Genomic DNA, 14,424 nt, shown 5'->3' on the forward strand with positions numbered 1-14,424 from the left:
CCGTCCCGGCCGCCGGCACCGCGCCCACCCCGCCGGCCCCCACCGGCCCGAGCCCGAGAAGGAGGCACCGCACCCAGCACCACCGCAACGCACGGGGGAGAAGGACCATCACGAAAGGGAGAGCCCAGCTCATGCCCGACCACGCCACCGCCACCCCGCCCCGAAGCAGCCGGACCCGCGCTGGCATCGCCGCCCGCACCTCGACCTCGCGTACCACCGTCACGCACCGGGTCGTCGCGGCGCTCGCCGTGCTCGGCCTCGCCGTCACCGCGGCGCCCGCGCCGCCGGCCGTCGCGGCCGGCGGACCCAACCTCGCTGCCGGCCGCAACGCCGCGGCCAGCAGCGTCAACGGCCCGTACGTCGCGGCCAACCTCACCGACGGCAACCCGGCGACCTACTGGGAGAGCAGCGGCGCCCTCCCGCAGTGGGCCCAGGTCGACCTGGGCTCCGCGCGCTCCGTCGATCAGGTGAAGCTGAAGCTGCCGGCCGGCTGGGAGGCGCGCACCCAGACGCTGTCGGTGCAGGGCAGTGCGGACGGCACCGGCTTCAGCACCGTCGTCGCCTCGGCCGGCCGGGCGTTCGGCCCGGCCAACGGCAACACCGTCACCCTCGACTTCCCGGCCACCACCACCCGGTACGTCCGAATCGCGATCACCGCCAACACCGGCTGGGGCGCGGCACAGCTCGCCGAGCTGGAGGTCTACGGCGCGGCCAGCTCCTCGGCGAACCTGGCGGCCGGCCGGAGCATGACCGCGAGTACCCACGCGGACGTCTACGTCGCCGGCAACGCCAACGACGGCAACCAGGCCAGCTACTGGGAGAGCGCGAACAACGCCTTCCCGCAGTGGCTCCAGGTCGACCTCGCGGCCACGGTGAGCGTCAACCGGCTGGTGCTCAAGCTGCCCGCTGGCTGGGACGCGCGGACCCAGACGATCACCGTGCAGGGTGGCCCCAACGGCTCCACCTTCGGCACCCTCGTCGCCTCGGCCGGGTACGCGTTCACCCCCGGCGCGAACAGCAACACCGTGACCATCACGTTCACCGCGGCCAGCACCCGCTACCTGCGGCTGCTCTTCACCGGGAACACCGGCTGGCCCGCCGGGCAGCTCTCCGAGCTGGAGGTCTACGGCCCGGCCACCGGTGACACCCAGCCGCCGTCCGCGCCCGGCAACCTCGCCTACACCGAGCCGGCGACCGGGCAGATCCGGCTGACCTGGAACGCCTCGACCGACAACGTCGGAGTCACCGGCTACGACGTCTACGCCAACGGCACCCTGCGCACCACCGTCAGCGGCAGCACGCTCAGCTACACCGACAACCAGCCGGCCGGGGCCACCGTCAGCTACGTCGTCCGGGCCCGCGACGCGGCGGGCAACGTGTCGGCGGACAGCAACACGGTGACCCGGACCGGCGGTACGCCGGGCGGCAGCAACCTCGCGGTCGGCAAGCCGATCACCGCCTCGTCGACGGTGCACGTCTTCGCCGCGGCCAACGCCAACGACGACGACGTCACCACCTACTGGGAGGGCGCGCCCGGGGCGTACCCGAGCACGCTGACCGTCGCGCTGGGCGCCAACGCGAGCATCAGCGCGCTGGTGGTGAAGGTGAACCCGGACCCGGTCTGGGGCCCGCGCACCCAGACCTTCCAGGTGCTCGGCCGGGAGCAGTCGGCGTCCGGCTTCAGCACGCTGGTCGGCTCGACGACGTACTCGTTCAGCCCGGCGAGCAGCAACACGGTGACCATCCCGGTGTCGGCGACGGCCGCCGACGTCCGGCTCCAGTTCACCGCCAACTCCGGTTCGTCCAACGGCCAGGTCGCCGAACTCCAGGTGATCGGCGTCCCGGCGCCGAACCCGGACCTCACCGTCACCGGGATCTCCGTCTCGCCCGCCGCGCCGGTGGAGACCGACCCGATCACCCTGTCGGCCACCGTGCGCAACGCCGGCACGGCGGCCTCCGCCGCCACCACCGTCGACTTCCGCCTGGGTACGACGGAGGTCGGCACGGCCACCGTCGGGGCGCTGGCGGCCGGCGCGTCGACCACCGTCTCGGCGAACATCGGCCCGCGCGACGCCGGCAGCTACCAGGTCGGCGCCACGGTCGACCCGGCGAACACGGTCATCGAGCAGAACGAGACGAACAACGGCCACACCTACCCCACCGCGCTCACGGTCAGCGCGGTGGCCAGCTCCGACCTGGTCGCCTCGGCGGTGACCTGGTCGCCCGGCACGCCGAGCGCGGGTGCCACGGTCCGCTTCGCGGTGACCATCCGCAACCAGGGCACGGTCGCCTCGGCGGGCGGGGCGCACGGCATCACGCTGACCGTGCGAGATGACACCGGCGCCGTGGTCCGCACGCTGACCGGCTCGTACAGCGGCACCATCGCCGCCGGAGCCAGCGCCGGCCCGGTCGACCTGGGCACCTGGACGGCGGCCAACGGCCGGTACACGGTCCGGGTGGTGCTCGTCGACGACGCCAACGAACTGCCGGTGAAGCGGGAGAACAACACCAGCGAGCGGTCGCTCTTCGTGGGCCGCGGCGCCAACCTGCCGTACGACATGTACGAGGCCGAGGAGGGTTCGGTCGGCGGCGGGGCGCAGGTGGTCGGGCCGAACCGGACCATCGGCGACCTGGCCGGCGAGGCGTCCGGCCGGCGGGCGGTGACGTTGAACAGCACCGGCGCGTACGTCGAGTGGACCACCCGGGCCCCGGCCAACGCCCTGGTCACCCGCTTCTCCATCCCGGACGCGCCGGGCGGGGGCGGGATCACCTCGACGTTGAACATCTACGTCAACGGCGTGCTGCACAAGCCGATCAGCCTCACCTCGAAGCACATCTGGCTGTACGGCGCGGAGGCCGGCCCGAGCGACTCGCCGAGCGCCGGACCGCCCCGGCACCTCTACGACGAGGCGAACGTCCTGCTGGACTCGACCATCCCGGCGGGCAGTCGGATCCGGTTGCAGAAGGATCCGGCCAACGGCACCACGTACGCCATCGACTTCGTGAACCTGGAGCAGGTTGCGCCGCGAGCCAACCCGGACCCGGCGAGGTACAAGGTGCCGAACGGGTTCAGCCATCAGGACGTGCAGAACGCCCTGGACGCGGTCCGCATGGACAGCACCGGCAACCTGGTCGGCGTCTACCTGCCCGCCGGCACGTACGAGACCGCGCAGAAGTTCCAGGTCTACGGCAAGGCGGTCAAGGTGGTCGGCGCGGGCATGTGGTTCACCCGCTTCCAGACGCCGGTGTCCCAGCAGAACACCGACGCCGGCTTCCGGGTGGAGCCCTCGGCCGGCGGGTCGTCCTTCGAGCACGTGGCCTTCTTCGGCAACTACACCAACCGGATCGACGGGCCGGGGAAGGTCTGGGGTGAGCTGCGGGACGTCGACAACCTGACGCTGGACAACGTCTGGGTCGAGCACACGGTGTGCGCGTACTGGGGGGTGAGCGTCAGCGGCCTGAAGATCACCAACAGCCGGTTCCGGAACACCTTCGCCGACGCGGTCAACATGACCAACGGCAGCACCAACAACCTGGTGAGCAACTCCGAGGGCCGGTCCAACGGCGACGACGCGTTCGCGCTCTTCTCGGCCGTCGACCAGGGCGGCTCCACGGCCAACCACGGCAACGTCTTCGAGAACCTGACCGCCACGCTCACCTGGCGGGCGGCCGGGATCGCGGTGTACGGCGGCTACGACAACATCTTCCGCAACCTCTACATCGCGGACCAGTTGACGTACTCCGGCATCACGATCAGCTCGCTGGACTTCGGTTATCCGTTCATCGGGTTCGGCGCCAGCCCGCCGACCCGGTTCGAGAACATCTCGCTGATCCGGTCCGGCGGGCACTTCTGGGGCGCGCAGACCTTCCCGGCCATCTGGGTCTTCTCGGCGTCGAAGGAGTTCCGCGGCATCCGCGTCTCGGACGTGGACATCGTCGACCCCACGTACTCCGGGATCATGTTCCAGACCAAGTACAACGGGAGCCAGCCGGAGAACCCGATCACCGACACGGTCTTCACCAACGTGTCGATCTCCGGGGCGCGGCGCAGCGGTGACGCGTTCGACGCCAAGTCGGGCTTCGGCATCTGGGTCAACGAGCTGCCGGAGCAGGGCCAGGGCCCGGCCGTCGGCTCGGCCACCTTCGTGAACCTGCGGCTGACCGACAACTGGCAGGACATCCGCAACACCACGTCCACCTTCACCATCAACCGCGGCTGAGGCCGGCCGGCAGCGAACTGGGCGCCGCCGGGAGGACCACCCTCCCGGCGGCGCCCGCCGGCGTCAGTCGTCGGCCGGGGCGCCGTGCCGTCCGGCGCCGGCCGCGAACCGGGCCGCCCCGGCCGCCGCGTCGGCGGCCAGCGAGTCCATCCCGTACGCCAGCTCGGTGGCGAGTGCCGCCGGCTCCGGCAGGCCCGCGCCGGCCAGCGCCGAGGCCCGGTCGTTGCGCAGGCAGGTCTGCGGATGCCGGGCGATCTCGGCGGCCAGCCGCTCGGCCGCCGCCCGCGCCTCACCCGGCGCGACCAGCCGGTTCACCAACCCGATGGCGTACGCCTCCGCGGCCGGCACCGGCCGGCCGGTGAGGATCAGGTCCATCGCCCGGCTCTCGCCGATCAGCCGGGGCAGCCGGACCGTCCCGCCGTCGATCAGCGGCACCCCCCACCGCCGGCAGAACACCCCGAGCACCGCGTCGGACTCGGCGACCCGCAGGTCGCACCAGAGCGCCAGCTCCAGCCCACCGGCCACCGCGTACCCGGAGACGGCGGCGATCACCGGCTTGGTCAGGATCATCCGGGTCGGGCCCATCGGGCCGTCGCCCTCCGCCTCGACCCGGTTGCCGCTCGGCGTGCCGATCGCCTTCAGGTCGGCCCCGGAGCAGAACGTGCCGCCGGCGCCCCAGAGCACGGCCACCGCCGCGTCCGGGTCGGCGTCGAAGGCGCGGAACGCGTCGGCCAGTGCCCGGGCGGTCGGCCCGTCGACGGCGTTGCGCGCCGCCGGCCGATCCAGAATCACCGTGGTCACCGGCCCGTCGCGTTCGACCCGTACGCCCATCGGCACAGCATGCCCCCGGCGGCGCCGGCCCGCCAGCGGCGGACCGCGCCCGGACACCGCCGCATGGCTCTGGGCCGCCCGGTGGTGATCGGCGGTAGCGCCGACCCGGCCGGCGATGCCCGACTGCGACGCCGGCGCCCTGTCGTCACGTACGGCCGCGGATCCGTCACCGCCGACCGGTTTGCGACCGCGAACGCCGGGAAGTCGGTACGGGTGCGAGCACTCTTGACGAAGATCGAGCAGAACACCCGGCTGGACCGGGTGGGTGACCGGCTGCAGCGCGCGGTGCAGGCGACGCTGCGGCCGCAGCGGGTCCGCGACCTGCTGCACGGGGTGTGGCTGGGCCATCCGCTGCACCCGGCGATGGTGCAGGTGCCGGTGGGCGCGTGGATCAGCGCGGCGGTCCTGGACGTGCTGCCCGGGCAGCAGCGGGCGGCCACCACGCTCACCACGCTGGGCACGGTGAGCGCCCTGCCGGCGGCGGTCGCCGGCCTCAACGACTGGGCCGCACTCGCCCCCGACCAGCGCCGGGTCGGCCTGGTGCACGCCGCGTCCAACACCGTCGCCCTGGCCTTCTACGCCAGCTCGGTGAGCGCGCGCCTGCGCGGCCGGCACGGACTCGGCCGCGCCCTCGGCATGATGGGGCTCGGTGCGGCGAGCATGGGCGCCTACATCGGCGGGCACCTGGCGTACAAGCAGGGCGCGCAGGTCAACCAGAGCATCTCCGAGCTGCACCGGATGAGCGGCGGCTGGCACCCGCTGGGTGACCTGGCGGCACTGCCGCAGCGCCAGCTGGTCACCCGGGAGATCGACGACGTGTCGGTGATCCTCTACCGGCACGGCGACGACGTCACGGTGATGCTGGAGCGCTGCCCGCACCAGAGCGGCCCGCTCGGCGAGGGCGAGGTGCAGATGGTCGACGGGCACGAGTGCGTGGTCTGCCCGTGGCACGGCAGCACGTTCCGGCTCAACGGCGGCGAGGTCGTGCACGGCCCGTCCGGCAACGACCAGCAGATCCTGCCCACCCGGATCCGTGCGGGAGTGCTGGAGGCGCGGCTCCCCTGACCCGCGGCTCGCCGTGGCTCGCCGTGGTCGCCGTGGCTTTCCGTGGCTCGCGGTGAGTGCGGTGGGCCTGGCGAGAGCCGCGCGCTTGGCGGGCGATCACCACCGCCGGACCTGCGCCTTTGCAGGCGCGACGCACGACGCCGCGCCGACTCCCGGTCCTGCCCGGCAGCGGTCGCGCGCCACCTGGCGGTCGCGGCTGGTCGCGGTGGCATTGCGGTCCCGATCCGGAACCACGCGACTGTGCCCGGCGTGTCGCGCCGCCCTTCGGCGTGTCGTGGGCAGCACGGAAGGTGCTCGCAGAGCTTGATGACTCTCCGGTATATATATGCCGGAGAGTCATCAGGCTCATGAGATGTGCCGCCGGGTCGGCGTGACCGTCGGTGACGATCCCCGGCCTGTCCGGCCCACTCGACTGCTGGTTACGGCGGCGCGGTTGGTGCCCGGTGGTGTCGGTCGGACCGGTCCGCTGCGGTCGTCATGATGGTTTCGCCTGGTCGGCTGGGTCGTTGGTGGGTCGCGGTGGTGCCGGTCGCCGGACCGGTGCGGGGCGCGTCGGCAGACGCTGCCCGGTTGGCTCGTCGGGGTTCTTGCCGCGGTGTCGGTCGCCGGGCTGGTGCCGGGGCGGTTGTCGGGGCTGTGGCGGCTGTTCGGCTCGGCTGGGGCTAGTCGCGGCGGTGCCGGCCCACCGGGAGTTCTCCGGCCGCGCTCGATCTCGCACCACGCACCGCGCCGCCTTCCCGTCGGGCGGTGCCGCCCAGCCCGCTGGAGCCGGCGCGCACGGTAGCCGGGCGGCGGCGCAGGCCGAGGACCGCGCCGATCTGGGCGCCGACGATGCTGGCCACGGCCAGCACGGCGGCGACGGCCAGCGGCCGGTTCATCCGGTCCGCCTCGCCCGACCTTGCCGCCCCGACCGTCACCGGGGCGCCGCCGGGTGCCTGCGTTTCCGGCGGAGCCGCTCCCGGCCGTCCCCGCGTTGGCTCGGCCGAACCTTGAGCGGCCTGGCCGGAGCCGGCCTTCCCCTGGGTCACCCGACCCGGTGTGGTCTGGCCCGGGGTCTGCTGGCCCGCGGCGGCCTGGCCCGGGGCGGGCTGTTCCGGTGCGGTCCGGCCAGGGACCGGGTGACCAGGGGGCGCGGGCCGGGCGGGGCGGGCGACCAGCCGGCCGGTGGCGTGCGGGCGGGCGCCCCGGTCGCTGGCCTGCGCGGGCAGCTTCAGCACCTGGCCGGCGCGGATCCGGTCCGGGTCGTCCAGCCGGTTGAGCCGGGCCAGCTCCCGGTAGTCGGCGAACTCGCCCAGGTAGCGCTCGGCGACGGCACCGAGGTAGTCGCCCTTCGCCACCCGGTAGACGGGCACGGCGGTCGACGGCGGAACCGCGGCCGGGGCGGCGGCAGCCGGGCCGGCCGGCTGGGCGTACGGCTGCATGGTGGCCGTGGCGGCGCTCGCCGCCGGGGCGGCAACGACGATCAGCGCGACCGACCCGACCAGCGCGGCCGCCGCGCGCTGCTGGCGGCTCATCCCGAGCAGCCGGGGTGCCGGCCGGCGCAGCGCCTGCGCCCCCAGTTCGACCAGCACGGAGAGGGCGAAGGTGGCCCAGCCGAACCAGCCGGCCAGCGCCAGCGCCCGCAGGAACAGCCGGCCGTCGTCGCGGCTGGTCAGCGTGGCGCCGATCTCGGCGACGGTGGGCACGTGGTCCGGCAACGGGTTGCCGGCGAGGGCGAGCAGCGCCACCGGCCCGCCGACCAGCACCGTGCAGAGCACGACGAGCGCGGCGAACCCGGTCAGGACCCGTCCGGTCCGCCGTGCCACGGAGCGACCCGATGCGGCCATGGCTGCCTTCCTTCCCTATGGCGCCCCGGTGAGCGCCCGCGCGGTGGCCTCCCCGGAGACGGTGACGGTGTCGTCGAAGCCGAAGAGGCCGAGCATGGACCTGCGGTAGGTGACGGTGACCTCGACCCGGACGAGGGTCTCGCCGTCGACGGTCGGGAAGCTCACCGAGTACCGGGTCGCGCCGGCCGCGGCGAGGTAGTCGGCTATCGCCCGACGCGCCTGGGGTTGGTTGATCCGCTTCGGCCCGCCCTCGATGGCGGTGGCCCGGTCGATGGCCTGGCCGCCCGTCCGGGCCGCCTCGGCGGCGAGGTTGTCGGCCCGCTGGAGGGTGCGGAGCTGCCCCGCGCCGTCGAAGGCGAGACCGATGATCGCCAGTACGCCGACCATCGTCACGGCGAGGAAGACGCTCACCCGGCCGGCGTCGTACGCGCGGCGGGCGTTCATCCCCTGGTCAGAAGTGTCATGGGTTACTTCCCCGCCGGGTTGTCTTGAGCTGCCGAAAGCCCTGGTCATCGGGGCATCCCGAGCGTTGATGAGAGTTTCGACGAAACGTCGGGATTCCTGACTCGCTCATCGCCACCGAGACGGAGTGATCCTGCTCTCCAAGCAGCGCCCGCCACGACAGACAACTCGCTGGACGCAACGACAGGGCTGCCCATATCGTGTCCGCCGTGCAGATCACCAGCCTTGATCCGCAGCCCTGGTCCTACGCCCAGGGCGCCTTGGTCACCGGCGCCGACCGAACCCTGTTCATCAGCGGCCAGGTCCCCGAAGCACCTGACGGCACCGTGCCGGACGACTTCGACACCCAATGCCGGCAGGCGTGGCGCAACGTGCTGACCGTGTTGAAGGACGCGGACATGACCGTGCGCAACCTTGTCAAGGTCACCATCTTCCTGTCCGACCGGCAATACCGAGAAGCTAACGCCCGGGTCCGCCACGAATTCCTCGGCGACCACAGCCCCGCGCTCACGATCATCATCACCGGCATCTACGACGAGGCGTGGCTGCTGGAGATCGAGGCCATCGCCGCCGCCTGAAGCTAGCCAACGCCAGCATCCCGCCGTGCCTTCACCGCTCATCACGCACCACGCATACTCGGGTTCGCAGCGGAAGGCGCTTCAGTCATCCCGAGCCCGAGAACTCTGCTCCGGTAGCGGTCCAGCGGCGAGGTGAAGCTCGCCGCCACCCGGTTCCCAACGGGCATCCCGGGCAGCGCCGCGAGCTGGATGTCCTGAAAGGAGACCGTGCAGGCCACCTGGACGGTGACCGTCGCTTCCTGCCCGGCCGGGCTGCGGAACGCCGCGTCGAAGGTGGCCGGGTTGCCGCGTACCGAACCGCTGAAGGTCACCTCCGGGCTGCCCGCGCAGTCCAGGCCACGCCAGTCCAGTTGCCGGCGGGCCGCGTCCCGCGCCGCGCGCCGTGCGGTCGCCGGGTCGCGGGAGATCGACGCGGCCCGCGCGGCGTCGTGCGCGGCGGCGTCGATCGCCTCGGCTGCCACCGCGGTACGCCCGGCCACCCCGGCCAGCACGATGAGCGCGATGAAGGCCGGCGCCAGCACCGCCACCTCGATGGAGACCGAGCCCCGCTCGGCGGTACGGCTCACGGCTCGGTCCACCGTCCCGTGCGCGGTCTGCCGCACCGGGAAGTCCACGCCGGGGATCACCGACAGGGAGCGCCCGCGCACAGTGCAGGTCACCTCGGTGGCGCTGGTGACGCAGCTCGGCCCCGGGTCGTCCCAGCCGACGAGCCAGTCGCCGGCGGCCAGCAGGAAACGGGTGGCCCGCGCCTCCCCGGCCCCGGGCGGCGCCTGGTGCGATCGCTGCGCGTTGACCGCGCTCTGCGCCGCGTTCAGCGCGGTGGACCGGGCCACGAACCAGACCGCCACCTGGATGGCGGCGAAGAGCAGCACCAGGATCAGCGGCAGCAGCACGGCCAGCTCCACCGGGTTCGCCCCCCGGTCCGCGGGCAGGCGCGGGCGCCGGGCGGTGGCGGCGGCCGCCCGGCACCCGCTGGAGAGAGCCGCGGGACGCATCGGGCGCTACTGGGGGTTCTTGTGGCCCGGGATGGCGTTCATCCAGTCGTTGGCCTTGGCCAGCGCCACCCCGGTGACCACCGTGGCCACGAAGACCAGGCCGAAGATGATCACCGCGGTGGGCACCGGGCTGTCGCCGCGCTCGCCGTCGCGGCGCAGCTCGGCCAGGCGCGTCGTCAGCGCGACGTGCAGGTGGGTGACGAGGGACATGACGTACTCCTTCTCTTGCCGGGTCAGACCCGGGCGATGAACGGATAGACGGCGAAGCCGAGCAGGACGAAGACGAGCAGCGCGCCGGGGATGTCCAGCCGGCTGGTGACCCCCTCCGCGCGGGCCAGGTTGTCCGTACGGATCTGGTCCCGCAGCGAGTCGGCCCGGCTGCGCAGCGTCTCGTGCACCTGGGCGCCCTCGCTGCCGGAGGAGCGCATGATCGCGCCCACGTCGCCCAGTTCCGGGATGCCGATCCGGTCGGCGAGGTCGCGCAGCTCGTCCCAGGGCGAGTGCATCTGCAACTGGGCCAGCCGCAGCGCCTCCCGGAGCCGGTCGAAGACCCAGCCGTCGCAGACCGCGGCGGCCCGCTCCAGCGACTGCACCGGCCCGTGGGCGGCGCTCAGCTGCAACGCGACCAGATCCAGGTAGGTGCAGACCGCCTGGCGGAACTCGTCCCGCGCGGCCTCCGCCCGGGTGAGCACCGCGCGGTGGGCGAGCAACGCGCCGAGCAGCGCCATGCCGAGGCTGCCCAGCACCGGTACGACCACCGGCACCCCGATACCGAGCACGAACAGTGCCACCCCGAGCACGCTCGGCATGGTGAGCCCGACCAGCGCGGAGAGCAGCAGCGACAGCGCGTACTGCTCGGCGGTGCGGTCGATCAGCGCGAGCTGCCGGTGCGGTGGGCGCAGCCAGCGGGACAGGCCGGTGAGCCACTCCAGCCGGCGGCCGGTGCCGGCCCGCCCCGGGCCGGCGGCCGGCTGGTGCAGCCGGCGCAGCGCGGGGCCGAGCGCCGGAGTCGCCGGTACCAGCTCCCGGACCACCAGGAACAGCCCGAGCCCGACCGCGGCTCCGCCGCAGACCGCGATCGCGAGCTGCCAGTTGCCGATCACCCTCGTCCTCCGTTCCGCCCCGCCGGGCCCGGACGCGCGCTCACGCGATCGCCTCCTGCGGGTCGGGGGCGGGTAGGAAGCGGGCCGGCCGCCGCGGCTGGCTCATCGAGCGCACCCAGGCCAGCAGCCCGACGAAGGCCGCGCCCAGGGCGGCCATCACCAACTGCCCGGCCGGCGTGCCGTACGGGCGGATGTACTCGGTGTTCACCAGCCCGTACGCCAGCGTGGCCAGGGTCATCCCGGTGAGAAAGCGGACCGCGAACCGGGGCTGGGTGCGCTTGGCCTCGATCTCCCGGCGGGTGGCCACCTCGGCGGCCGCCGCCGACGCGATCGAGCCGAGCACGTCGCCGAGCCGCTCGCCCCGGTCGGACAGGTGCAGGATCAGCGCCGCCACCACCTGGTCGCCGACCGGGTCGCCGATCTCCTCGGCGAAGGCGAGCAGGGCCGAGCGGGCCAGCCAGCCGGCCTGGAGCCGGGCGGCGAGCAGCCGTACCTCCTCCTGGATCTCCTCCGGCGCGGTGGCGACGGTGCCGATCACCGCCTGCTGGAGCCCCTGGCCGGTGGCGGAGACGTCCTTGAGTCGGCGGGTCCACTCGCCGACCGCCTCGATCCGGGCGATCGCCCGCTGCTCGGCCCGGCCGACCGAGAAGAGCCACGGTGTGCCCGGCACGGCCACCGCCACCAGCAGGCCGACCACCGGCAGCCCGGTGACCAGGAAGGCCAGCGCGCCGGCGACCAGCGCGCCGACCAGCAGGGCCTGGTATGCCCGCTGCTCGCGGGGCGTCGCGCCGGAGCCGCGCCAGAGCCGGCCGAGTCCCCGTCCCGCGCCGGGTGCCGGGCCGGGTGGCCGGCGGGTGCCGACCAGCGCCACCACGGCCAGCAGCAGCCCGGCGACGCAGGCGGCGCCGGAGAGCACCGCGATCAGTTCGACGTGGGCCAGCACGGGTCACCGCCGGCCGAGTCGGGTCTGCAGGGGCCGCCGCCAGGCGCCGGCGCCGGCCTCGATCCAGCGGGTCAGCAGCCGGGCGTCGTAGCCGACCCGGAGCAGTTGGGCGCGGATCCGCTCGGGCAGGTGCCGGGGCACCGCCCGGCCGTCCGGACCGGGGCCGAAGACGGCGGTGGTGACGATCCGGTTGCCCTCGCCGACGCCGATCACCTCCTCGACGTGCGAGACGAAGCGGTACTTGCGCCCGCCGATCGCGGTTTCGTCCTCGACGGTGACGTAGACGATCAGGTCGAGCGCGTTGCCGGCCATCCGGCGGGCCTGGTCGACGGTCATCTCCCGGCCGTGGGTCAGCGCCAGCTCGATGATCCGTTCGCCCACCCCGGCCGGCGTCCGGGCGTGGATGGTGCACATCGAGCCACGGCTGGTGGTCATCGCCTGGAGCATCGGGACGATCTCCCGGGACCGGACCTCGCCGACGATGATCCGCAGCACGCCCATCCGCAGCGAGACCGGGATCAGGTCGGCGATGCTCACCTCGCCGGCCGGGCGGCCGTCCAGCCCCCGTTCGCCGTGCCCCTCCCGGGCCTCGAAGCTCATCACCGCCCGGTGCCGCGGCCGGCGGCGAGCCGGCAGCAGCTCGCGGCTCTCCTCCAGCAGCACGTACGGCTCGTCGGCCGGGATCTCGTTCATCAGCGCCCGGATGACCGTGGTCTTCCCCGCCCCCGCCAGGCCGGCGACCATGATGTTCAACCCGGCCCGCAGGGACGCGCGGAGGAAGTCGCGCAGCAGCGGGTCGATCATCTCGTCCAGGTCGCCCCGGCCACCGGCGATGTCGTCCAGGCTCACCTCCAGCGTGTTGTGCTTGCGGATCACCGCGTACGGGCGGTGGCTGACCAGGAACACGGCGGCGAGCCGGCTGCCGTCGGGCAGTTGCAGGTCGAGGGTGGGCTTCGAGGTGGACAGTGACCGCTCGGTGGCGCCGGCCCGGCGGGCGGCCGCCTGGAGGATCTCCACCAGTTCGTCGTCGCTGTCGGCGATCGGCCCGGCCCAGTCGACCCCGCCACCGTGCCGGGTGATGCGCACCTGGTCGCAGCCGAGGATGTGCACCTCCTCGATGGTGTCGTCGACCAGCAGCGTCTGCAGCCGGCCGAGCCCGGCCAGCTCGGCGGTGACCTGGTCGAGCAGCAGCCGCTCCTCGCCGGCCGCCATCGGGGTGCCGGCCCGGCGTACCGAGTCGGCGTACTCGGCGACCACCGCCACGGCCAGCCGGGCCCGCTCGGTGTCCTCGGCGTCGGCGTCGAACTCCCGGCCGCGCTGCCAGCGGGTGAGCCGCTCGCTGAGTTCCCGGCGCAGCTCGCGGACCACCTGGAAGTCCACCCGCGGCCGGAGTGGCGGCTCCGGCGGCGCGCCGGCCGGGGCCGGTGCCGGATGGTGGTGCCGGCCGGTCGGCGTGACCCGGTTCGCCGGCGTCCCGGGTCCCGTGCCGGGCGGGGCCGCGCCGTTCGCCCCGGTCGGCACGGCACCGGTCGGCGCGGGCAGCGGCGGCGCGGTGGAGGTGGCCCCGGGCGGCGGGCGGCGCGGGTCGGACGAGACCGGCTCAAAGCGCATCCGGCACCCCCTGCGACACCGGCCAGGCCAGCCGGGCCCGCCGCCGCTCCAGCAGCGCCCCGACCGGCACCTCCAGCGCGCAGGCCGCGCGCATCAGCGGCCGTCCGGCGCGCACGGTGCCGCCCAGCCCGAGCACCTCGGCGGTACGCGGGTCGTGCGGCAGCCGCGCGATCACCGGCAGCCGCAGCGCCTTGCTGATCTCGCCGCGCCCGTGCCCGTCGCCGACCAGCAGCAGCCGCAGCGTGCCGGGGGAGACGCGGTGTTCGGTGAAGTCCCGCTCGATCGCCCGGACCATCGCCCGGGTGCCGGAGAGGTCGGGCAGCAGGGCCCGGCTGACCAGCAGCACCACCGAGGCGGCCCGCAGGATCGGCCAGGGCGGGCCGGCGACCTGCAACCGGCCACAGTCGACCAGCACGTCGTAGCCGGGCTCGCCCCGCTCCAGGGCGGTGAAGAAGTCGGCGAACCGCTGCCAGAGCGGGGTGACGCTGCCGGCCTGCGCGGGGTCCACCACGCCGGGCAGCAGCAGCCGTTCCCGCTTGGGCGCGTCGAGGTCGACCAGTTGCGACCAGAAGGCGTTCTCCAGGTTGCCGTCCCGGAGTTCGCCGACGGCCAGCTCACCGATGCCGCGAGGCCCGTCGAGCGCGCCGCCGAGATAACCGGCGAGGATCGACCCGCCGGCCGGGTCGGCCTCGACCAGCACCAGCCGGCGGTGCCAGCTCAGCGCGCAGGCCAGGGCGGTGGTGGTGACGCCGGGCGATCCCTTCGCCGACACCAGCGCGATGATCGCCAT

At 74.0% G+C, this 14,424-nt stretch carries 12 protein-coding genes and 1 pseudogene; 3 read left to right on the top strand and 10 right to left on the bottom strand.

The window, feature by feature from the left end:
- Nucleotides 1–131: 131 nt before the first annotated feature.
- The gene (locus FHX32_RS10710) at nt 132–4,220 is read left to right on the top strand and encodes a discoidin domain-containing protein (RefSeq protein WP_167180644.1); all 4,089 of its coding nucleotides are present in this window, start codon (nt 132–134) and stop codon (nt 4,218–4,220) included.
- Between the two features lie 63 nt (nt 4,221–4,283).
- Here FHX32_RS10710 and FHX32_RS10715 read toward each other — a convergent pair whose 3' ends face one another.
- Complete coding sequence (locus FHX32_RS10715; RefSeq protein ID WP_167180646.1) at nt 4,284–5,051, bottom strand: crotonase/enoyl-CoA hydratase family protein; 768 nt, start codon at nt 5,049–5,051, stop codon at nt 4,284–4,286.
- A gap of 213 nt (nt 5,052–5,264) precedes the next feature.
- Here FHX32_RS10715 and FHX32_RS10720 point away from each other — a divergent pair, with 213 nt between their 5' ends.
- Nucleotides 5,265–6,116: a Rieske (2Fe-2S) protein gene (locus FHX32_RS10720; protein ID WP_167180648.1), complete on the top strand. Its 852-nt coding sequence runs from the start codon at nt 5,265–5,267 to the stop codon at nt 6,114–6,116.
- Between the two features lie 662 nt (nt 6,117–6,778).
- Here FHX32_RS10720 and FHX32_RS10725 read toward each other — a convergent pair.
- Nucleotides 6,779–7,942, bottom strand: coding sequence for a LysM peptidoglycan-binding domain-containing protein (locus tag FHX32_RS10725; RefSeq protein ID WP_167180650.1), 1,164 nt, complete (start codon nt 7,940–7,942; stop codon nt 6,779–6,781).
- A 15-nt stretch (nt 7,943–7,957) separates the two neighbouring features.
- The gene (locus FHX32_RS10730) at nt 7,958–8,386 is read right to left on the bottom strand and encodes a hypothetical protein (protein ID WP_167180652.1); all 429 of its coding nucleotides are present in this window, start codon (nt 8,384–8,386) and stop codon (nt 7,958–7,960) included.
- 227 nt (nt 8,387–8,613) lie between these two features.
- On the opposite strand from FHX32_RS10730, the gene FHX32_RS10735 reads away from it, so the two are divergent.
- Entirely contained in the window at nt 8,614–8,982 is a 369-nt protein-coding gene (locus FHX32_RS10735) for a RidA family protein (RefSeq protein WP_486480995.1), read from the top strand.
- Between the two features lie 41 nt (nt 8,983–9,023).
- Here the strand turns inward: FHX32_RS10735 and FHX32_RS34465 are convergent, their stop codons facing one another.
- From FHX32_RS34465 to FHX32_RS10765, 7 genes and pseudogenes are all read right to left on the bottom strand, one after another.
- Nucleotides 9,024–9,560: a TadE/TadG family type IV pilus assembly protein gene (locus FHX32_RS34465; protein ID WP_486481094.1), complete on the bottom strand. Its 537-nt coding sequence runs from the start codon at nt 9,558–9,560 to the stop codon at nt 9,024–9,026.
- A pseudogene (locus FHX32_RS34980) lies at nt 9,552–9,977 on the bottom strand (TadE/TadG family type IV pilus assembly protein); the annotation flags it as partial. The pseudogene FHX32_RS34980 and the gene FHX32_RS34465, both read right to left, overlap by 9 nt.
- Before the next feature lie 6 nt (nt 9,978–9,983).
- Nucleotides 9,984–10,187 (bottom strand): hypothetical protein, encoded by a 204-nt coding sequence (locus tag FHX32_RS10745; RefSeq protein WP_167180656.1) that lies wholly within the window; start codon nt 10,185–10,187, stop codon nt 9,984–9,986.
- Nucleotides 10,188–10,210: 23 nt separating this feature from the next.
- Nucleotides 10,211–11,077: a type II secretion system F family protein gene (locus tag FHX32_RS10750; RefSeq protein WP_167182544.1), complete on the bottom strand. Its 867-nt coding sequence runs from the start codon at nt 11,075–11,077 to the stop codon at nt 10,211–10,213.
- Between the two features lie 43 nt (nt 11,078–11,120).
- Nucleotides 11,121–12,020: a type II secretion system F family protein gene (locus tag FHX32_RS10755; protein ID WP_167182547.1), complete on the bottom strand. Its 900-nt coding sequence runs from the start codon at nt 12,018–12,020 to the stop codon at nt 11,121–11,123.
- A gap of 6 nt (nt 12,021–12,026) precedes the next feature.
- Entirely contained in the window at nt 12,027–13,634 is a 1,608-nt protein-coding gene (locus FHX32_RS10760; RefSeq protein WP_167180658.1) for an ATPase, T2SS/T4P/T4SS family, read from the bottom strand.
- Nucleotides 13,624–14,424, bottom strand: a complete 801-nt coding sequence (locus FHX32_RS10765; protein ID WP_167180660.1) for a P-loop NTPase family protein — start codon at nt 14,422–14,424, stop codon at nt 13,624–13,626. The genes FHX32_RS10760 and FHX32_RS10765 overlap by 11 nt, the downstream gene beginning before the upstream one ends.

Source organism: Micromonospora sp. CNZ280 (assembly GCF_011759515.1).